26 protein-coding genes and 1 tRNA gene are annotated in these 25,727 nt (G+C 35.3%); 17 read left to right on the top strand and 10 right to left on the bottom strand.

Annotation, left to right across the window (positions count from 1 at the left end):
• The first annotated feature begins 153 nt into the window (after window positions 1–153).
• A complete protein-coding gene (infA, locus tag EV694_RS07695) occupies window positions 154–372 on the top strand; it encodes a translation initiation factor IF-1 (protein ID WP_005627617.1) in 219 nt (72 codons plus the stop codon).
• Window positions 373–555: 183 nt separating this feature from the next.
• Window positions 556–2,115, top strand: a complete 1,560-nt coding sequence (locus EV694_RS07690) for a phosphoethanolamine transferase (RefSeq protein ID WP_132691194.1) — start codon at window positions 556–558, stop codon at window positions 2,113–2,115.
• 137 nt (window positions 2,116–2,252) lie between these two features.
• Here the strand turns inward: EV694_RS07690 and EV694_RS07685 are convergent, their stop codons facing one another.
• Together EV694_RS07685 and kdgK are read right to left on the bottom strand one after the other, a co-directional pair.
• A complete protein-coding gene (locus EV694_RS07685) occupies window positions 2,253–2,897 on the bottom strand; it encodes a bifunctional 4-hydroxy-2-oxoglutarate aldolase/2-dehydro-3-deoxy-phosphogluconate aldolase (protein WP_132691192.1) in 645 nt (214 codons plus the stop codon).
• A gap of 12 nt (window positions 2,898–2,909) precedes the next feature.
• Window positions 2,910–3,842 carry a 2-dehydro-3-deoxygluconokinase gene (gene kdgK / locus EV694_RS07680; protein ID WP_132691190.1) on the bottom strand — a complete coding sequence of 311 codons (933 nt, stop codon included), beginning with the start codon at window positions 3,840–3,842 and terminating at the stop codon, window positions 2,910–2,912.
• 189 nt (window positions 3,843–4,031) lie between these two features.
• On the opposite strand from kdgK, the gene kdgR reads away from it, so the two are divergent.
• A complete protein-coding gene (gene kdgR, locus EV694_RS07675) occupies window positions 4,032–4,814 on the top strand; it encodes a DNA-binding transcriptional regulator KdgR (RefSeq protein ID WP_132691188.1) in 783 nt (260 codons plus the stop codon).
• A gap of 110 nt (window positions 4,815–4,924) precedes the next feature.
• Here the strand turns inward: kdgR and EV694_RS07670 are convergent, their stop codons facing one another.
• Window positions 4,925–6,457 (bottom strand): pyridoxal phosphate-dependent decarboxylase family protein, encoded by a 1,533-nt coding sequence (locus EV694_RS07670; RefSeq protein ID WP_132691186.1) that lies wholly within the window; start codon window positions 6,455–6,457, stop codon window positions 4,925–4,927.
• A 197-nt stretch (window positions 6,458–6,654) separates the two neighbouring features.
• A complete protein-coding gene (locus EV694_RS07665; RefSeq protein ID WP_132691184.1) occupies window positions 6,655–8,019 on the bottom strand; it encodes a diaminobutyrate--2-oxoglutarate transaminase in 1,365 nt (454 codons plus the stop codon).
• 378 nt (window positions 8,020–8,397) lie between these two features.
• Between EV694_RS07665 and EV694_RS07660 the strand changes: the two genes are divergently transcribed.
• Both EV694_RS07660 and brnQ read left to right on the top strand, forming a co-directional pair.
• On the top strand, window positions 8,398–9,693 hold the full coding sequence (locus EV694_RS07660) for an adenylosuccinate synthase (RefSeq protein WP_132691182.1): 1,296 nt from the start codon (window positions 8,398–8,400) through the stop codon (window positions 9,691–9,693).
• A 342-nt stretch (window positions 9,694–10,035) separates the two neighbouring features.
• The gene (gene brnQ / locus EV694_RS07655; protein ID WP_132691180.1) at window positions 10,036–11,337 is read left to right on the top strand and encodes a branched-chain amino acid transport system II carrier protein; all 1,302 of its coding nucleotides are present in this window, start codon (window positions 10,036–10,038) and stop codon (window positions 11,335–11,337) included.
• A 162-nt stretch (window positions 11,338–11,499) separates the two neighbouring features.
• Here the strand turns inward: brnQ and EV694_RS07650 are convergent, their stop codons facing one another.
• From EV694_RS07650 to ppdD, 4 genes are read right to left on the bottom strand one after another with little or no spacing between them, the layout of a single operon-like run.
• Window positions 11,500–12,198, bottom strand: a complete 699-nt coding sequence (locus tag EV694_RS07650; protein ID WP_132691178.1) for a prepilin peptidase — start codon at window positions 12,196–12,198, stop codon at window positions 11,500–11,502.
• On the bottom strand, window positions 12,195–13,415 hold the full coding sequence (locus EV694_RS07645) for a type II secretion system F family protein (RefSeq protein WP_132691176.1): 1,221 nt from the start codon (window positions 13,413–13,415) through the stop codon (window positions 12,195–12,197). The genes EV694_RS07650 and EV694_RS07645 overlap by 4 nt, the downstream gene beginning before the upstream one ends.
• Entirely contained in the window at window positions 13,408–14,841 is a 1,434-nt protein-coding gene (locus EV694_RS07640; RefSeq protein WP_132691174.1) for a GspE/PulE family protein, read from the bottom strand. Before EV694_RS07640 ends, EV694_RS07645 begins: the two co-directional genes overlap by 8 nt.
• A gap of 21 nt (window positions 14,842–14,862) precedes the next feature.
• A complete protein-coding gene (gene ppdD, locus EV694_RS07635; RefSeq protein ID WP_132691172.1) occupies window positions 14,863–15,318 on the bottom strand; it encodes a prepilin peptidase-dependent pilin in 456 nt (151 codons plus the stop codon).
• A gap of 127 nt (window positions 15,319–15,445) precedes the next feature.
• On the opposite strand from ppdD, the gene ampD reads away from it, so the two are divergent.
• The gene (ampD, locus tag EV694_RS07630; RefSeq protein WP_132691170.1) at window positions 15,446–16,030 is read left to right on the top strand and encodes a 1,6-anhydro-N-acetylmuramyl-L-alanine amidase AmpD; all 585 of its coding nucleotides are present in this window, start codon (window positions 15,446–15,448) and stop codon (window positions 16,028–16,030) included.
• Here ampD and dauA read toward each other — a convergent pair.
• Window positions 16,017–17,744 (bottom strand): C4-dicarboxylic acid transporter DauA, encoded by a 1,728-nt coding sequence (dauA, locus tag EV694_RS07625; protein ID WP_132691300.1) that lies wholly within the window; start codon window positions 17,742–17,744, stop codon window positions 16,017–16,019. The two genes, ampD and dauA, sit on opposite strands and share 14 nt — an antisense overlap.
• Window positions 17,745–17,898: 154 nt before the next feature.
• Between dauA and EV694_RS07620 the strand changes: the two genes are divergently transcribed.
• Both EV694_RS07620 and EV694_RS07615 read left to right on the top strand, forming a co-directional pair.
• Window positions 17,899–17,988 (top strand) — tRNA-Ser (locus tag EV694_RS07620).
• Window positions 17,989–18,200: 212 nt separating this feature from the next.
• Window positions 18,201–19,409, top strand: coding sequence for a tyrosine-type recombinase/integrase (locus EV694_RS07615; protein ID WP_132691168.1), 1,209 nt, complete (start codon window positions 18,201–18,203; stop codon window positions 19,407–19,409).
• A gap of 9 nt (window positions 19,410–19,418) precedes the next feature.
• Here the strand turns inward: EV694_RS07615 and EV694_RS07610 are convergent, their stop codons facing one another.
• A complete protein-coding gene (locus EV694_RS07610; RefSeq protein WP_132691166.1) occupies window positions 19,419–19,679 on the bottom strand; it encodes an ogr/Delta-like zinc finger family protein in 261 nt (86 codons plus the stop codon).
• Between the two features lie 432 nt (window positions 19,680–20,111).
• On the opposite strand from EV694_RS07610, the gene EV694_RS07605 reads away from it, so the two are divergent.
• The 9 genes from EV694_RS07605 to EV694_RS07560 all read left to right on the top strand — a co-directional run bounded on the left by EV694_RS07605 (window position 20,112) and on the right by EV694_RS07560 (window position 25,715).
• Window positions 20,112–20,804, top strand: coding sequence for a phage virion morphogenesis family protein (locus tag EV694_RS07605; RefSeq protein WP_132691164.1), 693 nt, complete (start codon window positions 20,112–20,114; stop codon window positions 20,802–20,804).
• Window positions 20,791–21,024: a helix-turn-helix transcriptional regulator gene (locus EV694_RS07600; protein WP_132691162.1), complete on the top strand. Its 234-nt coding sequence runs from the start codon at window positions 20,791–20,793 to the stop codon at window positions 21,022–21,024. Before EV694_RS07605 ends, EV694_RS07600 begins: the two co-directional genes overlap by 14 nt.
• A 183-nt stretch (window positions 21,025–21,207) precedes the next feature.
• Complete coding sequence (locus EV694_RS07590; RefSeq protein WP_132691158.1) at window positions 21,208–21,864, top strand: hypothetical protein; 657 nt, start codon at window positions 21,208–21,210, stop codon at window positions 21,862–21,864.
• Between the two features lie 135 nt (window positions 21,865–21,999).
• Window positions 22,000–23,058 carry a hypothetical protein gene (locus tag EV694_RS07585; RefSeq protein WP_132691156.1) on the top strand — a complete coding sequence of 353 codons (1,059 nt, stop codon included), beginning with the start codon at window positions 22,000–22,002 and terminating at the stop codon, window positions 23,056–23,058.
• Window positions 23,059–23,312: 254 nt separating this feature from the next.
• Entirely contained in the window at window positions 23,313–24,302 is a 990-nt protein-coding gene (locus EV694_RS07580) for a phage major capsid protein, P2 family (protein WP_132691154.1), read from the top strand.
• Window positions 24,303–24,350: 48 nt separating this feature from the next.
• Window positions 24,351–24,536 (top strand): helix-turn-helix transcriptional regulator, encoded by a 186-nt coding sequence (locus EV694_RS07575; RefSeq protein ID WP_132691152.1) that lies wholly within the window; start codon window positions 24,351–24,353, stop codon window positions 24,534–24,536.
• A complete protein-coding gene (locus EV694_RS07570) occupies window positions 24,533–24,769 on the top strand; it encodes a transposase (protein WP_132691150.1) in 237 nt (78 codons plus the stop codon). Before EV694_RS07575 ends, EV694_RS07570 begins: the two co-directional genes overlap by 4 nt.
• 114 nt (window positions 24,770–24,883) lie before the next feature.
• Window positions 24,884–25,381, top strand: coding sequence for a host cell division inhibitor Icd-like protein (locus EV694_RS07565; protein WP_243646003.1), 498 nt, complete (start codon window positions 24,884–24,886; stop codon window positions 25,379–25,381).
• Window positions 25,374–25,715 (top strand): hypothetical protein, encoded by a 342-nt coding sequence (locus EV694_RS07560; protein WP_132691146.1) that lies wholly within the window; start codon window positions 25,374–25,376, stop codon window positions 25,713–25,715. The genes EV694_RS07565 and EV694_RS07560 overlap by 8 nt, the downstream gene beginning before the upstream one ends.
• Window positions 25,716–25,727 lie beyond the last annotated feature (12 nt).

The following is a 25,727-nucleotide window of genomic DNA, read 5'->3' as shown; positions in this document are numbered from 1 at the left end:
TACGACAAAGCGTACCAACACTGTATCGCTTTAAAATGGGGCAACTATAAAATTAAGCAGATAGAATAATTAAAATCATAGAAACTTGGGCTTTTCATTACAGATATTATTGTTATAATAGCCCAGTTTTTTATTAAATCATCAGAGGAATAAATGGCTAAAGAAGATTGTATTGAAATGCAAGGCACAATTTTAGAAACCTTGCCAAACACGATGTTTCGTGTAGAACTCGAAAATGGGCATGTGGTTACAGCTCACATCTCAGGAAAAATGCGTAAAAACTATATTCGTATTTTAACCGGCGATAAAGTTACTGTAGAAATGACACCTTATGATTTAAGTAAGGGGCGGATTATTTTCCGTAGTCGCTAACTTTTTAATCCTTTTAAAGCCTACTAGCACATCGTTTAAGTAGGCTTTTTTATTGATAAATCAGGTTAAGTTTCATTTTGATTGTATAGCTAGCTATTTAAATTTAAAATAAGCAAATGGCACATCAAAAATAGTATAAATCAGATAAAGTGTACCAACCCTGCACTATATGTTAAATTCACTATGCTAGCAAATAATACTAAATTTCTTAAACCAAGTTTTTACCTACTCCTTTCCCTACTCTGCTTATACTGGGTTAGTGATAACTTGCTAATGGGATCAGGCTTTTATCCTGAACCTACATTAATGCAAATTACCTCCATGGCAATATTAATTAGTGTCTTAAACCGCTCAACAAAATTATTCTATTTTTTGTTATTACCTTTTATTTTGATCAATGTGTTATATACTCCCATAGGACTTGTTTTTGGACCGCCCTCATACCAATATGTGGCTTCAGTATTTGCAACAGATTTACAAGAAAGCAAAGAGTTTTTTGCGCAAATTCCCATTAAAAACTACCTTTTCTCCATAAGCATTATTGTTGCTCTAGGCTTATATCGCTTTTTTAGCTTAAAAAGCCCATTTCATTTTTATAATAAGCCCTTTTTCTTGGCGATGGTTATCTTAATTATCCTATGGCAACAAGCACCGTTGAGATTTATCCAAGAAAGCTATCAAGCTATTCATAAAGTTATTGATGAATTACGCCAACTTAATCAATTAAAAATTACTAGCCAATGGGGAAAATCTACACTCAAAACGGGAGGGTATGATGATTATATTTTGGTTATCGGCGAAAGTGCACGCAAGGATTATCATCACGCCTATGGCTACCCCATTGAAAATACACCTTTTATGAGCCAAGCAAAGGGAATTTTAATTGACGGTCTTACCGCAGGAGGAACAAATACCATTGCCTCTTTAAAATTAATGCTCACAAAGCCCGATAAAATAAATCATGAGGGAAATTATGCGCTAAATCTTATTGATTTAGTCAAATCGGCTGGCATACAAACTTATTGGCTATCAAATCATGGTTATTTAGGGCAATTTGATACACCGATTTCCGCCCTTGCCAACCAAAGTGATTACCGTTTCTTTTTAAAATCTGGCGATGCCTTTAGCCAGAACACCAGCGATTTTTTATTATTGGAAAAATTTCAGCAATTAATGCAAGACAATAGCCAACATAAGCGTTTTATTGTATTACATTTATACGGTTCACACCCAATTAGTTGCGATCGTTTAACCGATTATCCTAAAATCTTTGCCGAGCAAGATATTGAAGCAAAATATTTTAATATTAATTGCTATATTTCCTCGATTAACAAGACAGATGAAATACTCCAGCAAATTTATAAGATATTACAAAAAAACAAACAAAAAAGTCACCGCACTTTTTCCATGATTTATTTTGCGGATCACGGTTTAGCCCATGATATTCAAGAAAATAATATTAGTATTCACAACAGTAGTGGCAAAAGTAAACGTCATTATGATGTGCCGTTATTCAAAATTGCGAGTGATGATAAACAACGTCAAATCTATCAAAGTATGAAATCTGGCTTAAACTTTACCGAAGCACTGGCTAACTGGATAGGTATCATTAATCCTCAAGTTGATCCACGTTTTAATCTCTTTGATAATCAAAATGATCCTAGCGATTATGGTTTACAACAACAAATTCAACAGATTGATAAACCTGATGATCCTGCGATTGTCATTCCCTTAAAACAATAAGATATCCTTCAAAAAGTGCGGTCAAAAATCGAGGAATTTCTGTATTTATAGTGGTTCAAATGTAAAATAAAGCAAGGCAGCACGCTGAACGGCAAAGCGTGCCAACTCATATTATTTTAAAATAGACAATTATAGAATTAATGGTTATTCACCAACTCAACTGCTTGTCTAGTCAATTGGCCTATTTTTTGCCAATTTTTTGCTTTTATAAGTTCATTGCTCACAAACCAAGAACCACCACAAGCAACCACATTAGGAATGGCTAAATAATTATGGATATTGGTTAAATTAATCCCCCCTGTTGGCATAATTTGTAATTGTCCATAAGGCCCTAATAATGCCTTAATCATATTCACACCACCTGATGCCTCGGCAGGGAAAAATTTTACTGTATTGATCCCCATTTCTAACGCCTGTTCAATAGCACTTGGATTATTTACACCTGGAGTAATAGGAAGAGCAAGTTGTTGGCAAAGTTTCACAATGTTTGGATTAAAGCCCGGACTAACGATAAAATCAGCTCCCGCTTGTTGGGCATCAACTACTTGTTGCGGAGTTAAAACCGTACCTGCTGCAATTAAAATATCTGTTCGATGTGAACGCAATAATTGAATAGCTTTTGCCGCAGCTGATGAACGAAAAGTAATTTCTGCCACAGGTAAACCATTTTCAGCTAATGCATCAGCTAATGGCAAAATATCCTCCGCTTGCTCCAAAGCAATAACGGGAACAAGTTTAATCTCGCGTAGTTTTTCATTCAGTTGTTCAATAGAATATGTCATCGTTTGTTTCCTTTATTTCTGTTCAATAAGATGTTGCATAACTGGGCGTTCAATGATCGCCCCTTTATGTTGAATAACTAAACCTGCTAACTGATGCCCTTGTGCAATGGCTTGCAAAACAGAACCGCCAGCTAAACGTTTGGCTAAATAACCTGCACTAAAAGAATCGCCTGCCGCAGTGGTATCCACGACCTTATCAATTTTATTGGCTGCTAATTGTTGATATTGATCGGTAACGACAATACAAGGTTCAGCGCCACGTTTTATCACAATTTCAGGGACACCATAGCCTTGGGTACGCTGAATACAAGCGTCAATATGATGTTCGCCATATAATAAAATTTCATCATCAAAGGTTAAAAAAGCAATATCCGTTAAAGATAAAATACGTTGATAAATCTGTTGCGTTAAGGTTTTGGATTGCCAAAGAATTGGACGATAATTATTGTCAAAGGCAATTTTTGTGCCGCCTTGTTTGGCTTTTTGCAATAAATCAAATAAAATCTCTCGCTCTTTATCAGGTAAAATCGCTAAACTAATACCACTTAAATAAAGCCATTTTGCCTGACAAAATTGTAGTTGTAAGCAATCAAGATCCACTTCACTCAACCAATATTTCGCCGCCGAGTCATTACGCCAATAATAAAAATGCCGCTCTCCATTAGGCTGAGTAAAAATGCTATATAGACCCGGTAAACGGGTTTGAGATTGAAACACTAACGAAGTATCAATTCCCTCTTTCTGCCACTGTGTTAGCATTTGCTGACTAAATTCATCAACCCCTAATCCTGTGGCATAACGAACAGTGAAAGGCAAATGCTTTGTTAAACGTGATAAATAAAGGGCGGTATTTAAAGTATCCCCACCAAAGCCTTGTCGATAAAGCTCTCCTTGTTTTTGTAGCTCTACCATACATTCGCCGATGATAATGATTTTGTCGGTCATTTATTGTATTCTCCTTTTATGTATGCCCTGTAGATTTATCAACACTATAGCAAATTATTTATACTTTTCAATATAAAAATAAAATACTTTTTCATTATTAATAAAAAATAATTCTAATATTGAATTATGCTTTTAGTTTATTTATCTTTATAATATTTCACATAATTAATGATGAGATAGGATCCCATAATGGAAAAAACCACCCAGCCAGAAAATGTCGCAGCTGTACTTAAAGTCTTTAATATTTTAGAAATTCTTGCAGAACAGAAGGAAATCGGCATTACCGATTTAGCTACCAAATTAATGATGTCAAAAAGCACCACCTACCGATTTTTACAAACCATGAAAAATCTTGGTGTTGTTCGCCAAACTGATGATAATGAAAAATATGGTTTAACTTTAAAACTGTTTGAATTAGGCTCAAAAGCCTTAGAATATACCGATTTAATTGAACTTGCTCATCAAGCAATGAATATTATTGCCAAACAAACCAACGAAACCTTACACTTAGGAACACTAGATGGGCAGGAAATTATTTATCTACATAAAATTGATTCAAACTATAATTTGCGTATGTATTCGCGTATTGGTCGCCGAAATCCCGCTTACAGCACCGCCATTGGTAAAATCTTACTTTCGCAATATAGCAATCAAAAAGTAGTAGAAAAACTCAAAGGGGTTGAATTTATTCCACATACACCAAACACATTGGCCAATATTGATCAATTACAACAAGAACTCGATCAAGTGAGAATTCAACATTATGCACTAGATAATGAAGAACAAGAACAAGGCATTAAATGTATTGCTGTGCCTATTTATGATCGCTTCGGCAAGATTATCGCTGGTATTTCTATTTCTCTTCCAACCGTACGTTTTGACCAAACCCAACTTAGCGATTTAGTCCACCTGCTTCATCAAGCAGGCAAAACCGTTTCACAACAACTTGGTTATCTGCATTATCCTGTTTAATAAAATGTGGTTGTCTCACTTTAAAATAGGATGGCTATACAACTTAAAACGGTGGCTAAACAAAACATTGTAAAAACCACCGCACTTTTATTAATAAAAGCTATAAGCCACTAAGCAATTGGTGGCGTATAAGTGCCAGCCGCAATACTATCTTTTATCCGATTGGCTTCATCGCTTACTTGAGCAAGTAGGGCTTTAACATTATCAAGCGTAATTACGGGGCTTAATAAGGTCATTTTTAAGGCTTGTTGATTATTCACTTTAGTCACGCCGATATTCGCTTCTCCGCGGGCAAATAATTCGTCAGCCACATTTTGATTAAGGCTATCTAACCATTGTTGAGGGTAATCATTAGGTTTGACGCAGAATAAAACGGAAGCAAATTGTGGCTCAACTAACATTTCAAGCTCATCACTTTGCTGGATATAATCTGCGACTTGTTGTGATAACGTAATGCCATGTTCAATCATGGAAGAATACAATTCTTCGCCTAGGGCTTGAATGGTGAACCATAATTTTAAGGCGTCAAAACGGCGAGTGGTTTGTAAAGATTTTGCCACTAAATTAGGTACGCCATATTCTTCATCATAAGCGGAATTTAGGTATTCGGCTTCATAATGGATAAAGCGGAAATTATTGCCATCTTTAAGCAAGAATGCACCGCAGGAAATACTTTGTAAGAAATGTTTATGGAAATCAAGGGTAACGGAATCCGCCAATTCGATGCCATCTAGCCAATGGCGGTATTTTTGGGATAATAATAATGCGCCTCCCCAAGCCGCATCAATATGTAACCAAGCTCCATATTGATCGGTGATTCGACGAATTTTCCCAATAGGATCTATTGCCCCTGCGTCTGTTGTTCCAGCGGTTGCCACCACACAGGCCACAATTTTTCCTTCATTGTGTAATTGTTGTAAGGTTTGCTCTAAGGCAACGACATCAATTTGTGCTTGTTGATTAACTGGCACAGTGACGACTGATTGAAAGCCCATTCCCATCATTGCCATATTTTTTTGTACCGAAAAATGGGCATTTTCAGAACAAACCACTTTAACTTTTTGCAAAGCCTCAGCAGGAATACCATTTTGTTGTACCGACCAAGCCTTGCCTTCCTCAGTTTGCCAATGTTTAGCAATACAAGCATCTCGTGCCAATAATAACCCCATAAGGTTTGATTGGGTGCCACCAGAAGTAAATACCCCTGCATCACCTGCCGCATAACCTGTTTTTTGGCGTAACCAACGGATTAACTCCACTTCCATTAATGAGGCGACAGGGCTTTGATCCCAAGAATCCATAGATTGGTTAGTAGCATTAATAAAAACCTCTGCCACTTGGCTTGCCACCATGGTTGGGCAATGTAAATGAGCGAGGGAATGAGGGTGATGTACTTTTAAACTTTGATTTAAAAATAATGAGGTTAATTGTTGTAAGGCTTGTTCTAGCCCTTGACCTTGTGCCGATGGGGTAAATTTCACTTGCTGACGAAGCTGGCTAACACTACCGCCTGTGTACATTTTGTCATTTTGTAACCATTGGCTAACGGCATTAACTGCTTGTTGCATCGCTTTTTCATAATCGCTAATGGATTGTGGATCATTACAAAGTAAAGCCTGTTTATGTTGGGAAAAATCAATCATTTGTTCTTTTCCTTGTGAAAATCATTATTGAAAGGAGAAACATATAGTCGTTCAATTTAAAATCAGACAAGACGGCACACCGAAGACAGTACAAAAGTACGGCAAGGTGTGCCAACACCGTATTATTTTAAAGTGAATCGACTATAGAAACAAAGGTGGAATCTCCCACCTTTAACTTCATCAAATAAGATAATAAATTAGCCTCTTGTTGCTTTTAACGCACTTGCGACAGCTTGAGCAAAGCGTTTAATCACTTCTTCACATTCTTGCTGTGTGATAATTAATGGACAAAGCAAACGCACCACATTGCCTCCACGTCCACCACGTTCTAATAATAGCTTATAATTAAAACAGGCTTTTTGGATTTCAGCCGCTAAGGTACCGTCCGCAGGGTATGACCCTATACGATCAGCAGCTTGACGCTCATCAACAATTTCAATACCTAACATTAATCCCTTGCCTCGCACATTACCAATACAAGGATATTGTTTTGCTAATTGTTGTAATTCAGTTTTCAAATAAGCACCACGTTGCTCAGCATTTTCTGCTAATTTTTGTTCTTTCATAATTTTTAATGAGGCATAACCTGTCGCCATCGCTAATTGATTGCCACGGAAGGTTCCTGTATGCCCTGCAGGTAGCCAAGCATCAAATTCTTTACGAATGGCTAACACAGCTAATGGTAAACTACCACCAACCGCTTTTGACATCACAACCACATCAGGCTCAATGCCAGCGTGTTCAAAAGCAAACATTTTACCTGAACGGCAAAAACCTGCTTGAACCTCATCTAAAATTAACACAATGCCGTGTTTTTTCGTTACTTCACGAATTTTTTGTAACCATTTCACAGGCGCAGTAACCACACCGCCTTCCCCTTGAATCGCTTCAAGGATCACCGCAGCAGGTTTCACCACACCACTTTCAACATCTTCAATAAAGTTTTCAAAATAATAGGTTAATGCATCAACGCCCGCTTCACCGCCTAAACCTAAAGGACAACGGTATTCGTGTGGGTAAGGCATAAATTGCACCCCCGGCATCATATTTTGTACCGCATTTTTTGCATTCAGGTTCCCTGTCATAGCAAGCGAACCCTGCGTCATACCATGATAGCCACCAGAAAAAGCAATAACATTACCACGCCCTGTATAAGTTTTGGCGAGTTTTATTGCCGCTTCTGTCCCATCTGCTCCCGATGGACCGCAGAATTGCAAACAATATTGATCTTGCGGGAAAAAAGATAATAATTCTTCTGTAAACGCATCTTTTAATGGTGTTGTTAAATCAAGCGTATGTAAAGGCAAACCACTCGCTAATACATCTTGGATAGCTTGAATAACGGCAGGATGATTATGCCCTAACGCTAAAGTTCCCGCTCCCGCTAGACAATCAAGATATTCATTACCTTCAACGTCTGTTACCCAACAGCCCTGTGCTTTTGCAATAGCTAAAGGTAATTTGCGAGGATAACTACGCACATTAGATTCCATTTTGTTTTGACGGGATAAATAATAATCGTTAGTTGCCTGATTAATTGGCATGACAGGAGTTGTTGTCATTATTTACAAACCTTCTAAATTTGAGGTGAAAAAAATAAGTCGCTGCCTTGCGGAAAGCCTAAGCTTTCTTATTCGATAAAACAATAAGATGCCATGGGGCATTGACTCGCTACTTATTAAAAAAAGCGTTTCAGCTTTTTTATATACCATTTTTAAGTATATCTTACTCACTAAAAAATGAGGCGCTAATAGTACCCTTTTTTTAGCCATAAGGGAAATGCTTTTATAATACAATTAAATTTATAGGTAAAAATAAAGATAATATACTTAATATAGACAATAACTTCTTTTTTAACATTGAGATCCTCAACGGAAAATAGTAAAGTAACAAGCTGTTTATTCTGATTATAAAACCAATATTAAGGTAGGTGGCTTATTATGGGCAAAAGTGTCGTTATCCTTGGTGCACAATGGGGTGATGAGGGTAAAGGTAAAATCGTTGACTTACTAACAGATCGTGTCAATTACGTTGTTCGCTATCAAGGTGGGCATAATGCAGGACATACGCTAATCATTAATGGAGAAAAAACCGTATTACGTTTAATTCCATCGGGTATTTTACGTGATAATGTTACCTGCTTAATCGGCAATGGCGTGGTATTATCGCCAGAAGCCTTATTGCAAGAAATGGGCGAATTAGAAAGTCGTGGTGTTAATGTACGTGACCGCCTACTTATCTCCGAGGCTTGTCCACTTATCCTGCCTTATCATGTGGCAATGGATCATGCTCGTGAAAATGCGTTAGGTAAAAACAAAATTGGTACAACAGGACGTGGTATCGGTCCAGCTTATGAAGATAAAGTCGCTCGCCGTGGCTTACGCGTGGGAGATTTATTTAATTTAGACAGCTTTGCTGAAAAACTAAAAGACATTGTTGATTATTATAATTTTCAATTAACCCAATACTATAAAGTTGATCCTGTAGATTATCACAAAATCCTTGAACAAGTTCGCTCTGTGGCAGAACTAATCAAAAGTATGACCGCCGATGTCGCAAGCATTCTACATAATGCTCGAGCAAATGGTGATAATATTCTCTTTGAAGGGGCACAGGGAACCATGTTAGATATTGACTATGGTACCTATCCTTTTGTAACAAGCTCTAACACCACTGCGGGTGGCGTGGCAACAGGTGCAGGTTTTGGGCCGCGTAATATTGATTATGTATTAGGTATTATTAAAGCCTATTGTACTCGCGTAGGCAGTGGACCTTTTACCACAGAATTATTTGATGAAGTTGGTGCTGAAATTGCACGCAAAGGTAATGAATTTGGTGCGGTAACAGGACGTCCTCGCCGTTGCGGTTGGTTTGATGCCGTAGCCGTACGTCGTGCGGTGCAAGTCAACTCAATTTCTGGTTTTTGTATGACCAAACTTGATGTACTTGACGGTTTTGAAGAGTTAAAAATTTGTGTCGGCTATAAAATGCCAAATGGCGACATTGTTGAATGCTCACCACTTGCTGCCAAAGATTGGCAAGGGGTAGAACCAATCTATGAAACCATGCCGGGCTGGAAAGAAAACACCTTCCGAGTGACTAAACGTGAAGACTTACCTCAAGCGGCTTTAAACTATATTAAACGTATTGAAGAAATTGTGGGAGTTCCTGTGGATATTCTTTCCACAGGTCCAGATCGCCAAGAGACCATTATCCTGCGTGATCCCTTTGCTTAACCCTAGTCAATAGATAAAGTGCGGTCAAAAAATTTTATTTTTTGACCGCACTTTGGTTTACCGAGCACTTAATTTAAAAATCATCCTCTTGACTCAAACATCATAAAATTCATCTTTACTATAAACTCTTTCTTGGTATTCCTCCACTGTATTTATACCAAACAATGTTTGCAGTAAATATTGGATTGATGTGGCAGCTCTATTTAAGAAAAAAGATAATATAGTCAAAATTCAGATTTTTTTCAGATTTTCCTCTATTTAAATCCCTTTCTCTGTGTTATTGTATGGGAATTTTCTAATTATTCATTATATTTTTCTGTCAATCACAACATAGGAACCAATATGCTTTCAGGTAAAGATATTCTTATTTTGGGCATGATGATTTTTGCCCTCTTTCTCGGTGCAGGTAACATTATTTTTCCACCAATGGAAGGGTTTTTAGCTGGTGGTAACTGGCTAACCTCTGCATCAGGCTTTGTTCTCACTGGTGTACTTATGCCATTTATTACCCTTGTGGTCGTAACCTTGATTGGGCGTGGTGAAGTTTTATCTCACGATTTACCGAAATGGGTTGAAGTTGCCTTTTGGGTCATTCTCTATTTAGTCATAGGTTCTACTTTTGCTATGCCTCGTGTAACCAATGTAGCTTATGAAATGGGGTGGCAACCTTTAAATCTTGTAGAACAATCCCATTATAACCATTTTATTTTTGCAGCGGTATTTAATCTTATTGGTATGTTTTTTATGCTGAAACGTACCACAATTATTACCACCGTTGGTAAATATATGACACCAGCCCTACTTATTTTGCTGATTGTAGTCGCCATTGGCGTGATTGGTGCTCCCTTATCAGATATTGTTGAGCCTAGTGCAAGCCATGCGGAAGGTAAAGCCTTTAGTGCAGGTTTAATTAGTGGTTATCAAACGATGGACGTATTAGCTGCAACAGCTTTTGGAGGTATCGTTGCTCGTGCATTAGCGGCAAAAGGGGTTTTTGACAAAACGAAAATTCTAAAATATACCCTTATTGCTGGCTCAATTTCTGTATTATTGCTCACCGGGCTTTACTTCTCTCTCTTTTACCTAGGGGCAACCAGTGAGCAAGTTGCGTTTAATGCGACTAATGGTGGGCAAATATTTTCTCGTTACATTGATGCATTATTTGGCACCTATGGCGTATGGATTATGAGTGGCATTGTTATTCTTGCTAATCTAACAACACTTGTTGGTGTAACCAGTGCTTGTGCGGATTATTTTTCTAAATTCTCAGCCCGTTTAACCTATCCGTTTTGGGTTGTTGTTTTTACCATTATGACAACCATTATTTCCGAAACAGGTTTAGATAATTTATTACGTATTACTATTCCAGCGTTATTATTGATTTATCCTGTGGCAATTATGCTTGTGGTGTTACAATTATTACGCTCTCGCTTGCCTTCCATTAAGCTAAGCTATCAATCTGTCATTGCCATTACCTTTATTTTTAGTTCGATTGATGCATTAAATCAATTAGGCGTTATTTCAGAAGAAGTAAACCAGCATTTAACTATTTTTCCTTTATATAGTAATGGATTAGCTTGGTTACTGCCTGCTTTTGTTGTTTTAGTTATTACCGTTGTGATAGGAAAAGTATCAACAAAATAAAGGCCTTTCATAAAATATAGTCGTTTCAATTTAAAATAAAACAAAGTGTACCAACAGCGTATGATTTTAAAATGGGACGACTATAGCTCATTTTATAACTGAGGTTGACGTGCTTTTTTCATTATAGCCATACCTAAATATTGTGGTTTCACCTTGAAATCACTATAGCTTAAAAAATAACAAAAATGCTGCCGATAAAGATAAAAAAGGAGCGAAAGGAATTTCTGTTAATCTATTGCCTCTGAGGTATTGATAAAAAGCATAGCTTAATCCCATAGAACTTGCTATAAAGAAAAATAAGGGTAATTCCGAATAAGGAATAAAACCTACCAATCCTGCCACAAGCCAATAATCTCCCCGTCCTAAGGCTTCTTTTTGCCAAATCCATCTGCTGAGATAATAAAGTAAATAGCAACAACTAAAACCGAGCATAATACTGGTTAATACTTGCTCGAGAGAGAGAAAATGCCATTCTAACCAAGCCACAATAAGTGACAACCAAAGTAAGCATTGGCATAAAGAAAGAGAAATTAAACGATGTTGCCAATCAATGATACTGATTGCACCTGTTATGCTAATAAATAAACAATAAATGATGGTATATTGCCAAGGTTCGATAAGGAGAAAAAATAAGATAAAGAGACAAGCAAAACTGAAAAAATAAAGCCAAAAATGACCGCACTTTAAAGAGTGGGAAAACGATAATGATCTATGTTGTATTGATAAATCATTTTTATGTTCAAAAAGCAGTTGGTAACTTTGGGAAAGTTCATATTTAAGCCGATACATAAAACTTTGGCATAAATAATGAATAATAATCCCCATAATGCCACCCCAAAGCCCCGCAAAGATTAAATTCATAGCATATTCCCCATATTAAATAGCGGTAAATACATACCCAGCATAATAATGGCGATAATACTCCCAATAATTAACATTAATAATGGTTCCAGTAATTGTGCGAGTAAATCCAGTTTATGTTCTATTTGTTCACGATAATGTTGGGTAATTTGTTGTAACATAAATACCAACTTGCCACTTTTCTCGCCAATTTGTAACATTTTTAATGCTTGTTGAGGAAAAAATCCTTCGTTAATACTTTCCGAAAAACAATACCCTTGCTGTAAAGATTGCAAAATATGTTGTACTTCATTGGCTAAAACAGGATCTTTTTGCGTGACGACTTGCTTGCTTGTTGTGTTTATGGATAAAGGTAAGAAAGATTGTAATGCTTGTTGAATAGGAATACCTGCTTGTAGCATTAATCCCAAGGCATGGCAAAAATTGATGGTTCTTACTAATGACAATAGATGATTTAGCAAAGGTATAGAGGATAAAAAGATCATTTTCTTATGGTAAAACCATAAAGAGGATTTTAAAACATTATGGGCTAATGCCCCTAATTGCAAGATGAGCAATAAACTGATCAAACCATATTGTTGTAAATAATGAGAAACCGCTAAAAGTAACTGTGTAAATAGGGGTAATTCGGCTTGTTCTCCATACATTTGGGCAAATTGTGGCACGATAAACCATAAGAGCAATAAGGTTAATGATAAAGAAAGTAATAGCACTACCATTGGATAAAGTAAGATTTTCTGCATTTTTTGTTGCAATCTCAGCTGTTGCTGGCGTTGCAAGGCAATTTGTTGGCAAACATCTACTAGCTGTCCTGTCATTTCGCCAGCTTTAATTAATTGTTGTTCTTGGACGGTAAAATAAGATTGATGTTGAGATAGGGCTTGTGAAAAGGAATAACCATTTTCTATATCGTTAATAATCAATTTTAGCCAGCGATATAATGCCAAATTTTCACAATATTGCCATAATAAATGTAAACTTTGGTTAAGTGGAATAGTGGCTTTTAATAAGGTGGCTAATTGTGTTAATAAAGCACAAATTTCTTTATGATTAATGCGATGTCTGAGTTGCCAATTACGTTGTAATTTAATCTGCTGTATTCCTCGTTGGAAGAGTATTTGCTCCGCCATTTGGGCGGTTTCAGCAATAATGATCCCCCGTTGTTGCCGTTGTAATCGGTTTTTCCCTCGCCAATAAAACAATTTTTCTTTAGACATAGTCCTCCCCTAACACACGATTTAACTCGGCTAAATCTGTGATACCTTGTTTTACTTTGGCTAATCCACTCTGCCTTAATGTTTCAAAATCTAATTGATAATCAATGGTTTGTGTTGATTGTTTTTTAGGAACTAAAAATTGATAAATTCCTGTTCGTCCATCATATCCTTGATAACAATGGCAAGCTGAAGCGCTTGTTTGTTCACATACCCCACAACGTTTACGGATAAGACGTTGAGCAACGATCAATAAAAGGCTATGGCTGATTTCATAGGGCTTTATACCAAGTTGACGTAAACGGGCAATGGCAGAGGGGGCATCATTAGTATGTAAGGTAGAAAGAACCAAATGCCCTGTTTGTGCGGCTCTTATAGCCATCGCTGCACTTTCTTCATCACGAATCTCACCTAACATAATAACATCAGGATCTTGACGCAAAAAGGTGCGTAATAATTTACTGAAAGTTAATCCGATCAATGGATTAATTTGTGTTTGAATGATCCCATCAAGTACGATTTCAATAGGATCTTCGGCAGTGAGAATGTGTTTTTCACTCTGATTAAGCCATTGTAACGCACTATATAAAGAAAGACTTTTGCCACTGCCCGTTGGGCCTGTTACCAAAATAAGACCTTGCGGTTGCGATAAGGCTTGTTCAAATTGCTGTTGCTGAGAATAATTCATCCCCAATTCTGCAAAGGAAAAATGTGTCGGTTTATTTTGTTGTAAACGTAATACGATTTTTTCCCCTAGGCAGGTTGGCAAGGTGGATAAACGTAAATCTAATTTATCCACAAATGCACTATCAAAGTGAAACCTACCGTCCTGAGGTAAACGTGTTTCACTAATATCTAATTTTGCCAATAATTTTAAGCGAGAAATCATTTGATTAGCAAAATTCAAGGGTAAATTGGGTTGTGTTTGCAAGACACCATCAATACGAAAACGTATGCGTAAACAATCCGCTTGGGGTTCAATATGAATATCTGAGGCTTTTTGTTCAATGGCTTGTTGTAACAAGGTTTCTAATAAGCGAATAACGGGGCCTTCCTGTGCTGCGGTATGTTCATCATCTTTGTTGAGATGATAAGTGAGTTGAGCCTGATGACTTTCCGCAATTTGCTGTTGTGGTGTTAATTGTTGCAATAATGCTTTTAATTGTGTTGGGGTTAGTAACACAGGCTCAACCATTTTCCCACTCAAAAAAGAAAAGGCTTCACAAGCAGATAAATTCGTCAAATTATCAATGGCTAACCATAAACAACGTTCATCTTGCTGTAATGGCAAGGCAAGATAACGTAATAATAAGGCGTGTTGCTGTTTATTTTGTTGCCATTGTTCAGCTGAAATTTCAAACTGTTTTCCATCAACGCTGATTATAACAGGGAGTTTTTTCGGGTATTCCCTAACCTCTGGATAGTGCATATTTCCTCCAAAAACGAGATATTAATCGCCACAAAAGCCCGTTGGAAATAAACTTTTATCGCCTTGACAAGCTGTTGTCCAAGCAATACCTTTACTTAAATCGCCTTGGACAGTTAAGGTATATCCAATGCCTTCCAGACTTCCCTTACCCTCTACGGTAATTGTACCTCCATTCACTGTAATACTCGATAAATAACGGCTTTTACTTTCCGTTAAATTAGCTTGAATGCCATTTTGCCCTGCGGTACATTTTTTCACATCATTAGTGGTATAAACACAAAGCTCCACCTCGGAGCGATAAGGGGCAACCGCTTGTAATAACTCAGATATTGCGGCTTTTTTGGTATGATTTTGATATGAGGGAATGGCAATAGTGGCTAAAATGGCAATAATCGCCACCACAATCATTAATTCAATTAAGGTAAACCCTTTTCTGATATGAACTTGATAAGTTCCAGAATGCAAATCACTTCGCATAATTTTTTCCTCCCCAAACAAAAAGATGACTGGCAAGAAAAATTTTGTAATAAATTCAGTAAAAAGGAAAAATATTGCTAAAATTGACCGCACTTTTTGGAATATACATCACAAAATAAAAATTTTTATGCAAAAAAACACACTTGTCATCAATCAAGGTTGGCTTGAAAATGCCGATAAGGTACTTTCGCCCCACTATGATCAACGCCCTAATGTGCAAGATATTTCTTTATTGGTGATTCACTATATCAGTTTGCCACCAGAACAATTTGAAATAAGCTATATCAATGACTTTTTTCAAGGAAAATTAGATCCAAATCAACACCCTTATTTTCAGCAAATTAAAGATCTGAGAGTTTCAGCCCATTGTTTGATTGGCAGACAAGGAGAACTGATTCAATATGTTAATTTTAATCATCGTGCTTGGCATGCGGGTGTATCCTGTTTTGCGGGGCGAGAAAAATGTAATGATTTTTCTATTGGGATCGAGTTAGTGGGGAGCAATGAAAAGCCCTTTACTGAATTACAATATCAAAAATTAGCAGAACTGACTCAACAAATTAGACAACATTATCCGTTCATTACCTTAGATCGCATTGTTGGGCATTGCCATATCGCTCCTACAAGAAAAATTGATCCTGGTAGATACTTTGATTGGGAGCATTATTTTTCTTTGCTAAATAAATATAGCGACCATTCTACAACTGTCTAATTTGGGCAAATACCTCATTGAGTTCCGAAGCAAAATGAATTTGTTGAATTTCTTTAAGCCTGTTTGCTTTAACTAAAGCCTTTAACGGCTGAAATTGCAAATGGCAGAGGTATAATTGTTGTCCTGCTTGCATATTTTGTACAAAACGTATTAATGCGTGGATTCCTCCTGAATCTAACACGGTAACCGCCTCGCATTGTAAAATAATATGCTTGATAGTGCGTACATTGTTTGTGGTTTTCTCATGTAAATCCGCAAATAAATTATCAGCAGCGGCAAAAAATAAAGGACCGCTAATACGATAAGCCACTGTTTCCTCTAAATCCTCCGGCAAATTTAGCTCAACGGATTTAGTCATTTCGGCAATACTTTTTATAAACAATAAACTGGCTAATAAGACTCCAGCACTAATGGCAATTACCATATCAAAAATAACGGTCAATATGACACAGGTAAATAATAAGGCAAATTCGCTTTTACCTGAACGGCGTAAAAGCTGAATAATTTGCCCAATATTTGCCATATTCCAAGCCACCACCAGTAATAATGCCGACATCGATGAAAGCGGAAGGTAAGAAAGATAATCGGCGAAAAATAATAACGCCAACAATACTAATAAAGCATGAAAAACACTCGCCAGTGGCGATACTGCTCCCGCTTTAACATTTGCCGCAGAGCGTGCAATGGCGGCTGTCGCCGTAATCCCTCCTAAGAAAGGGGCTACAAGATTACCAATACCTTGGGCAAGTAGCTCGTTATTAGAATGATGTTTAGTTGCTGTCATATTATCTAATACCACTGCACAAAGTAAGGATTCTATCGCTCCTAATGCTGCCATAGAAAATGCCACAGGTAACAGGGCTTGTAACAAATCAAAATCCCAAGGGATAATGTTCCCTTGTTCATCAGGAATTTGCCAAGGCAAGATAAATTCAGGCAACTTATCAGGAATACCATAGCCCATGCTCCCGTCTTCAAGTTGGTAATAAAAAGAAGAGCCTATGGTAGCAACTTGATAATCAAAATACTGCAATAATAAGGCGAATAATGTTCCCAATAAAACCGCCGGCAAATGCCCTGAAATAGGCAATTTTAATTTATGCCAATGTGTTAATACCAATAAAGTGATAATCCCTACCGCTGTGTCTGCCCAACTTAAACTTGGCAATGCCGAAATAATTACATTGAGTTTCGCTAAAAAGTGCGGTGGCATTTCAGCAATATTTAATCCTAGAAAATCCTTAATTTGTAAAACTGCAATCACAATACCAATGCCACAAGTAAACCCCAGTGTTACGGGCAAAGGAATATATTCAATTAACCGTCCTAAACGAAATAACGCCATCAAAATTAAAATAATGCCTGATAATAAAGTGGCTAATAATAAACCGCTAAAGCCAAACTGTTGAGTAACAGGATAAAGAATCACCACAAAAGCCGCTGTAGGACCAGAAATATTAAAACGTGAACCACCTAATAAGGCAATCACAATACCTGCCACAATAGCGGTATATAAACCATATTGAGGAGCAACACCACTGGCAATCGCTAATGCCATAGACAAGGGGATAGCGATAATACCTACTGTTAATCCCGCAATTAAGTCCTTAAATAAGGCACGACGATCATAGCCGGCTTTAAAACTGTCTCGTAATGCACTAAAAGGTAATACCGCAAGTAATGCATTTTTATTAAATAACCATTTATTTCCCATAATATTCTCAGCCATCAACAATAAATAACCTATTCTACGCCTTTTTAAATAAGAAAATCCTGTCTTAACACAACAAAATACAACAAAAAACACTTGACGAAATAACAAGAAACCCTTATATTTCTCAGCCTTGCTTATTCAAGCAAATCCCTAAGGTGAGATGTCCGAGTGGTTGAAGGAGCACGCCTGGAAAGCGTGTATGTGCGAAAGTGCATCGGGGGTTCGAATCCCCCTCTCACCGCCATGATACTGTTTTAATACGTTCGCCCACGTCCAAAAACACCCTAAAAATACAATAGAAACAACGGTTTATTGTCCTTGTTTGTATTTCTCTGTTTTTCTTTGTTTGCTTGTATCCAACTGTTTTAGCTCCCCGAATAGCTCCCTAAAGAGTTATCCCATTTTTTCAGGGAGCTAAAATACCGAAATAACTTTATTTTCCATAAGGTTTAGTATATGAGTAGAATTGTAAAACCCTTAACAAATACAACGATTAACAACTTAAAGCCGCAAGCAAAAGAATATATAAAATCAGATGGTAAAGGCTTATGGCTACGAATAAATCCAACTGGTTCTAAAACATGGTATTTTTCCTACAAATATGGGCTTAGCCGTAAAAAGGTTTGTTTAGGTGCTTATCCTGATTTATCTTTGGCTACAGCAAGAGAAATCGCTCAAGATTATCGAGGATTATTGTTACAAAACATTGATCCTGCCAATTACAGAAAAAACCTTGAGAAATATTTACTTGAGAAAGAAATCACACTAGAAGAAATGGCGATAAAATGGCGTGATAAACGCTTAATGCAAGGTAAATTAAAAAAGGTAACTATTAATGAAGCCTTTAGAAGAATTGAATTACATATATTGCCCATTGTAGGAAACTTAAATATTAAAGATGTATCTATTAAAACAATTTATCCCGCTATTGAGCCGTTAAAGCATTCAAATACACTCTATAAAATTAATATTGCCCTTAACCAAATTTTCCAATTAGCTGAAGATGAAGATTTAATTAGTAAAAATCCATTTAAAAAGGTTCATGATGAATTTAATTATATTCAAACAAAAAATCAGCCCACAATAAAACCTGATGAACTTCCCTATTTATTTCAGGTTTTAAATAAAGCAAATATTCAGAAACCGACCGCCCTTTTAATTGAATGGCAATTATTAACAATGTTACGTTCTTCAGAAGCCGTTAAGGTAGAATGGAGCGAAATTGATTTTAAGCGTAAAGCCCTTAATTTACCTGCCGATAAAATGAAAGGAGGTAAACGTCCTCATTCTGTTCCTCTTTCTAAACAGGCTATTTCTATTTTAGAACAGATGAAACAATATAGTGGAAATAGAAAATATGTTTTCTGTACTTATTCCGCACCTTATACCCATCATATGAGTAGCCAAGCGGCGAATGTTGCATTAAAACGAATGGGATTTAAAGGCTTATTAGTTGCTCATGGTTTAAGAGCCATAGCAAGCACTTATTTACACGATCTAGATATATTTTCTTCCGAAGCAATAGAATTATGCTTAGCACATGAAAATAGAGGAAAAGTAAGAGCCGCTTATGATAAATCCAAAAAATGGAAATCAAGAGTAACCATTATGCAAACATGGGGCGATTTTGTTGAGAAATGTAAAATAAAAGCAATAACAGCCTAAATTTATTTTTTAGCCATTCTGTAAACTATTTAATAAGGCTTTCTTTTCATTTTCAGATAAACGCTCAATAAGGGCTATAATAAGTTTATCTTTTTCTAATAAGCCAGTGTTGATTGAATGGCTAAATTCTAAATTCATCACAAATCTATGGTTACAGGCTTTATTTTTACAAGAACAATATAACCTACTATAGCTATGGTCTTCTGTCATTCTTTCTGTGCGGGTAATTATTGCTTTAGAACCACACACATTACATTCAATTTTTATCATATTTTCTCACGTAAAACTTATTATTCTATTTAAAATCAATAGGTTAAGTAAAATTCATAATACTATATCATTTTTCTTAACTGAAAAACACTGAAATTAACTGAAAAAATTTCAGTTAAGAAAATTTTATTAATTGATTATTTAGTCTTATAAATCAAATAGTTAAGTTAAAATTATAAATGAAATTTAACTGAAAAATCAGCAAAATTTTTCAAAAATTGCGCGGGGGAGGGAGTGAATTTTTCGTGACGTGAAGTTTTACGTGAAAATTTTACTTGTCAAATCAATAAGATAAATCCATTAATTTTGTATTGTGATAATCAATATCACAACAAAATACAATATTTTTCCCCTAAAAATCCCCCTATTATTATATTGTCTTAATTAGTTTATTAAGGTTTTTATAAACGCTATAAAGTCAAAAGGGCAATAATGAAAAGAGCAAATTATTTAAAAATGGGCTTATCAAGCCAATCAATAGAAGAAATTAAAAAAGATTTTGAATTACTATCATTACCTAAAAAATTAAAGAAACAGATCATTATTAATACGTTAAGGGAATTTAAACGTGAAACGGTAAAAAATACCACTAACCAGCGTTCTCCCGATGGTAAACCTTGGAAACCAAGAAAAACAGGAAATGCCAAAATGCTTAGAAAACTTGCTCGTTTGCTCAATAGTAAAGGAGAGGCAGGGATTTTAAATGCAAGTGGAAAACTATTTTATAGAAACGAGATTACAGGCAGGATTGCGGCAGAACATCAATACGGTTTAGATCATCATTTTAAAGCTGGCAAATTTAAAGGAGGTAGTAAAGAGGGTAAAGAACCTTGTACTAAAAGACAAGCCAGAAAACTTAGAGATCTAGGCTATAAAATATTCGTGAAAAAATATAGATCAGGAAAAGTAAGATGGAGAAAACCTACATTAAAAGAGATACAAAATAAGCTAACTGTGGATCAAGCTGGTGTAATTATTCGTAAAATGACAACAAAAGGGGAGGGAAAACGCTTAAAAGAATGGATTATAAAAACAACTAAAAGACCTTTTTTAGATGAAAGCGGGGAAGTAAGTGCGGCAATTATGCACGCTATTATTGAGGAAATATTAAATGAGCAACTATAAACAAACTCATAAAAAAGAAAAATTTATTAGGCTTAATGAAGTTATAGAGCGTACAGGATTAAGCAAGGCAACAATCTATAATTATATGAAACAAAATAAATTTCCAAAAAGTATTCCACTTTATGCTAAAAGTGTAGCTTGGTTAGAAAGTGAAATTGACAACTGGATTAATAATAAAATTAAAAACAGGGAGAATAAAGATGAGCTTAGTAGAGAATAATAAGTTATTTCAAGATCTTGTTGCAATACGAGATGATATAGATAAAAGTATAGAATTCATTAACGACACATTGAAAAATGAACAACAAAAAGACCTATTGAATTATCAACTTTATTCTATTAGAAATAAGGTAGAGAGAGAAATAGCAAAACTATTTAACATTTAGACTGGTAAGGATATATTATGATTGACACATTAAAACAAGATAACAAAACCATTGAATTAAAAAACAGAATAAATATTATCCAAAACGATTTTAATTCAATCCAAAATAAGCTACTTGAAAAACAAGCTAACATAGCAAGAAATAAAAAACTCATTGAGGCACTTATACAAGAAAACGATAGCTTAGAAAATAAAATAGACGGCTTAAATATAGATGGCGATATTGATTTTACTGATATTGATAAATATTCAGATGAAATTAATTCCAATAACAGAAAGATTACTTTATTACAAAAAGCAATAAACAAAGCCAATGCAGAAATTGAATTGCTATTGATTACTGAATATAAAGACAAAGAACAAGCCTTATCTATTGAATATAAGAAATTATTTAATTATCTAAGTGAAAAAGCTATGCCACTTGTTTTTAGCCCGCAAGTTATTCATAGTATAAATTTATTACACAAGCTATTTATAAATTCAGAGCAAGCCACTAACGATAAAGTATGCTTTTTAGATTATCTTTCTTCCTACCTCAAAAGCCAGCTTAGTGATGTTGATTTAACAGAGCTTGATATTATTGGCTATCAAAAGGCATTTGATATTCCCTACATTACACTTTTTGATAGACAAGAAAGAATACAACAACTACAAGCTACGATAGCAAAGCCATAATTCAATCATTAGCCACATTCCTGTGGCTTTTTTACTCCCTGAAATTTACTTGGTTAGACTATACTAAACCACTTGATACTATAAAAATATATAGTATACTACCCAATAAACTGGATAGATAAACAGGTTTTAGCTATGAGGCTCAATGAACAAAATCAATATTTCCTTTCTATCAAAGATCTAATATCTTTATATAAAAAAGAGAAAAATGGAGAAATAAATATTAAAGATATTTTGGTATTGTTTATTAATAAGAAGATTAATTTATATACTTATATAATATATGAGAAAAACAAATTATTCTTCACTAAGAATAAGATATATAACATACCTAAATATCTAGCTGATATAAAACTAAAATACCGTTATTTTGAAGGTGGGTTATATACATATAATTTCTTTGACAACTATGAAGAGAGTGATCTAGAAGTATCACAAGTAGATTGCTTAGAAGATAACTCATTCAATATCAAGGCAGATGTTCATTATACATCAAAATTAAAACTGAAAGATAAATGTGAACTACATTATCGTTTAAATAATATAAAATCATTTGAGGGATATTTTAGAGTAAATCCCCCTATATTAGAAGACGTGGATTATTATCTAAATAATATATTCCCTTTGTTTTTATCAAACGTAAGAAATAATGAATTTCCTATTATAAATAAATATAAAAATCAATTTCGTCTAGAATATATATATCTTATGGGGTTTTCTTCTAGAGAAATGTTAGAAGAAAATTTAGAGGCATCAATAGATATAATTATAGAAACAAATTATAATAAGAACATATTCACAGACATAATGAATAATATTTATATTAATAAAGAGGATATTGATTATATATTTGCAATATATCAACACAGAGAGGCTATTTGTGATTTTAGTATTTTAACAGAAGATAATAATGTTATTATAGATAACAATTCAACGTCTTTAAATGATGCCAAAGACCGCATTATAAAAACCCAAGAAACCTTAATACAAGGGCTTATATTAGCATTGGATAAAAGAGATAAAAAATTCAAATATTGGGGACGGCGTGGAATAAATTATCATGGTTTAAGTAAATCAATAATTCAATACCTAGAAGAAAATACAGAAGATCATGACAGTATCAGAAATGTTAGCACTTATAGCCGCACCTTAAAGAAAATCGCTAAAGAGCTTGAAGAACAAGCTAACCAGTAAATCAATAATCAGCCTGATCTAAAATAGATCAGGCTTTTTTCTATTCCATTCTAGGCAAAATCAAAAAACTAAAAATACTTTTTTAAATCAATAAGATAAAAAATATCTTTGATTTATTTTTTGCTATTGCCAAGCCTATCAAAATTTCTCCATATAGTACCCCTTGCAAACAAAACGGCGTTTTTTAGGACGTGGGCAAACGTAAAAAAACAGAATTTTGTTTATTTAAACAGTTCAACAATGGAGTAACAATTATGCAATCATTCGATCTTGATTATCTTATCAATGAAAAAAGTAAAAAATACGGTGAAATCCTGCAATCGGGAAAAAGTAATGTATTTACGTTTAATGCTGAACAGCACAAAAATTTTTCTTATTGCATTCAGCAACATTGTCCTTTTCTTTCATTGATTAATCTATTCCCTGTACCATTTTCAACAGGTAAAAAAATTATTGGCACGCTAGCCCCTTATATAACAGGAAGACAAGAGAATGGGAGAAATATCGCTTTTCCACAAGCTAATAATGATTATTATCAACTAGTTGAAACAGATAGTGGTTTTCTTATTCCTTGGCAATTATTCGATCAATTTGCGTTTATGAAAGAAAATTTTGAACAGCTTTATGACAACATCATTTTTAATCAAATCGGATTAGATATGTTACAAATTGGCTGGAATGGGCATACCGTTGCAATAAATACATCATCAAAAGATTTATCCGATGTAAATAAAGGTTGGCTTACGTTACTAAAAGAGCAGAAACCAGAAAACTTTAAAAGCAAAGGAAAACATGGCGATACTGTAAAAATCTTTGGAGAAGATGCCGATTTTACTGATCTTAATAAATTAGCTATCTATTTAAGACAACGTTTAGATATACATCATCAACAACGGAATGATTTAGTCTTTCTCGTAGGAATAGATTTATTAGCTCACAGCCCTGGCCCGATTTTAGAAAATAGCATGATGGCAGAACATTCCGCCTTAAATAATCGTTATCTATTAAATACCTTTGGCGGTTTAAAAACATTCACGCCACCAAACTTTCCGCCTAAAGGTGCATGTGTAACCACACTAAATAATCTTAGTATTTATACCGTAGAAAATAGCGGACGTTATTCAATCCGCAATGATGAAGATCGACAAGGTATTATCACCAGTTATTATCGTGAACAAGGCTATGTTATTGAGGATTTAGGCTTAATCAGTGCGATTGATCATAACAACGTAATCTTAAATTAATCATGTATTGCGTGATGAACTTCACGCAATTTCTCAAGGAGTAAAACAATGACATTACTTACTATTAATGAATTACAACAAATGAAAATTGGCTCAAGATCAAAAATCTATGCACTGGTAAAAAATAATGATTTTCCCAAGCCCATTAAAATAGGAAACCGCAGTTTATGGCAATTAGAAGATGTGCAAACTTGGTTAAATAGAAAAAATCCAAATCACAGGGAACAACAATGAAAGGATTAATGATTAAATGCCCAGAATGTGGAAAAGCCTTAAAGATCCGCACCTCTGAACGCCCAGGGGCTTGTTTAACCCTTGCAAGAGCTTACTGCCCTGAATGCGATATAAAGGCTCAAATCAATGTACAACTAGAACATATTCAAAAAGGAACATTTGAGCCCGTCAAGCAAAATCATCAATGGCAACAAGATATTGCCATAAAACAAAAGCTGACAAAACCCCATTAAAAAAGCGAGCTTTCGCCCGCCTAACTCTAATAACAATTAACGATAATTCAGGATAATTTTATGTCAAAAATAAAAAATCTCAAGCTATTTTTAGCTCAAAATAGGATTTTCCTATTGACAAATGATAGAAATCTCAATTATATTCGCACTGCATTAGCAAAATCTAATGCCGAGCCTGAGAACTCGAACTTATACAAGGCGAATAGCACGCCAAAAGCGTGTTTTTTTATTCGTAGCATACGCACACCCCAAGCACGCCAACGGCGTCATTCTATGGTAGCGTATAGCGGGAAAGGTTTCGCCCTTTGCTGTGTTCCTTGTATCGCAGTTTCTCAGCCCGTTATACGTTACCGCCCAGAGCCTGAGAACTTTCAAGCGGTAACTTTGAATAATCAATACAAGGATATCGCAGAAATGATTTACCAATTTTTAGGCGTATCACGCCAGCACTATGACCCAGCCCAAGCCGAACAAATCCGCATATTAGCGGAAAGCGAAAATCAAGCCAGAGTCTATTTAGCCCGTGATTATGTGCTTATCCTATTAGGACGCTTGCCAAATTCTGCCAAAAATGACCGCACTTTAGTGATTAAAGGGGGCGTTTATGCGTAAATTTGACAAACCCGCTTTAGAACAACAAATTAACCGAGTAAACTTTTTTATTCAAGAAGCTAATGAACATTTTAAAAATGATGATTTAACAAAAACAAAACAGTATTTGAAAGCGATTGAATATGCCGCTTATATCCCTTTGCGGGAATTATCCGAAGAGCGAGAAGTTTACCATAATGAACCGCTTGCCATAGAAAAAGCGGAACTCGCCCTACAAGAAATTTCCCCTTATTTTGCATTTGCTCGTGATTATCTTCATACAGGGCACGCACGAGGGCTAACCCATTCATTACAAGCCATTCATGACATATTAAGACGTTATTTTAATGTTTAAATAGGGGGAAAA

It is taken from the genome of Volucribacter psittacicida (assembly GCF_004339025.1).
Lineage (GTDB): Bacteria > Pseudomonadota > Gammaproteobacteria > Enterobacterales > Pasteurellaceae > Volucribacter > Volucribacter psittacicida.
This window is presented reverse-complemented; position numbering and strand designations above follow the sequence as displayed.

Coding starts and splice junctions, on each gene's coding strand:
- infA (WP_005627617.1), top strand. CDS start 154: ATGGCTAAAGAAGATTGTATTGAAATGCAAGGCACAATTTTAGAAACC.
- EV694_RS07560 (WP_132691146.1), top strand. CDS start 25,374: ATGCGTAAATTTGACAAACCCGCTTTAGAACAACAAATTAACCGAGTA.
- EV694_RS07605 (WP_132691164.1), top strand. CDS start 20,112: ATGAAAAGAGCAAATTATTTAAAAATGGGCTTATCAAGCCAATCAATA.
- dauA (WP_132691300.1), bottom strand. CDS start 17,744: ATGGGAAATAAATGGTTATTTAATAAAAATGCATTACTTGCGGTATTA.
- ppdD (WP_132691172.1), bottom strand. CDS start 15,318: ATGCGAAGTGATTTGCATTCTGGAACTTATCAAGTTCATATCAGAAAA.
- EV694_RS07610 (WP_132691166.1), bottom strand. CDS start 19,679: ATGATAAAAATTGAATGTAATGTGTGTGGTTCTAAAGCAATAATTACC.
- kdgR (WP_132691188.1), top strand. CDS start 4,032: ATGGAAAAAACCACCCAGCCAGAAAATGTCGCAGCTGTACTTAAAGTC.
- EV694_RS07645 (WP_132691176.1), bottom strand. CDS start 13,415: ATGTCTAAAGAAAAATTGTTTTATTGGCGAGGGAAAAACCGATTACAA.
- EV694_RS07590 (WP_132691158.1), top strand. CDS start 21,208: ATGATTGACACATTAAAACAAGATAACAAAACCATTGAATTAAAAAAC.
- EV694_RS07660 (WP_132691182.1), top strand. CDS start 8,398: ATGGGCAAAAGTGTCGTTATCCTTGGTGCACAATGGGGTGATGAGGGT.
- ampD (WP_132691170.1), top strand. CDS start 15,446: ATGCAAAAAAACACACTTGTCATCAATCAAGGTTGGCTTGAAAATGCC.
- EV694_RS07575 (WP_132691152.1), top strand. CDS start 24,351: ATGACATTACTTACTATTAATGAATTACAACAAATGAAAATTGGCTCA.
- EV694_RS07665 (WP_132691184.1), bottom strand. CDS start 8,019: ATGACAACAACTCCTGTCATGCCAATTAATCAGGCAACTAACGATTAT.
- EV694_RS07570 (WP_132691150.1), top strand. CDS start 24,533: ATGAAAGGATTAATGATTAAATGCCCAGAATGTGGAAAAGCCTTAAAG.
- EV694_RS07580 (WP_132691154.1), top strand. CDS start 23,313: ATGCAATCATTCGATCTTGATTATCTTATCAATGAAAAAAGTAAAAAA.
- EV694_RS07670 (WP_132691186.1), bottom strand. CDS start 6,457: ATGATTGATTTTTCCCAACATAAACAGGCTTTACTTTGTAATGATCCA.
- EV694_RS07640 (WP_132691174.1), bottom strand. CDS start 14,841: ATGCACTATCCAGAGGTTAGGGAATACCCGAAAAAACTCCCTGTTATA.
- EV694_RS07685 (WP_132691192.1), bottom strand. CDS start 2,897: ATGACATATTCTATTGAACAACTGAATGAAAAACTACGCGAGATTAAA.
- EV694_RS07690 (WP_132691194.1), top strand. CDS start 556: ATGCTAGCAAATAATACTAAATTTCTTAAACCAAGTTTTTACCTACTC.
- kdgK (WP_132691190.1), bottom strand. CDS start 3,842: ATGACCGACAAAATCATTATCATCGGCGAATGTATGGTAGAGCTACAA.
- brnQ (WP_132691180.1), top strand. CDS start 10,036: ATGCTTTCAGGTAAAGATATTCTTATTTTGGGCATGATGATTTTTGCC.
- EV694_RS07600 (WP_132691162.1), top strand. CDS start 20,791: ATGAGCAACTATAAACAAACTCATAAAAAAGAAAAATTTATTAGGCTT.
- EV694_RS07585 (WP_132691156.1), top strand. CDS start 22,000: ATGAGGCTCAATGAACAAAATCAATATTTCCTTTCTATCAAAGATCTA.
- EV694_RS07650 (WP_132691178.1), bottom strand. CDS start 12,198: ATGAATTTAATCTTTGCGGGGCTTTGGGGTGGCATTATGGGGATTATT.
- EV694_RS07615 (WP_132691168.1), top strand. CDS start 18,201: ATGAGTAGAATTGTAAAACCCTTAACAAATACAACGATTAACAACTTA.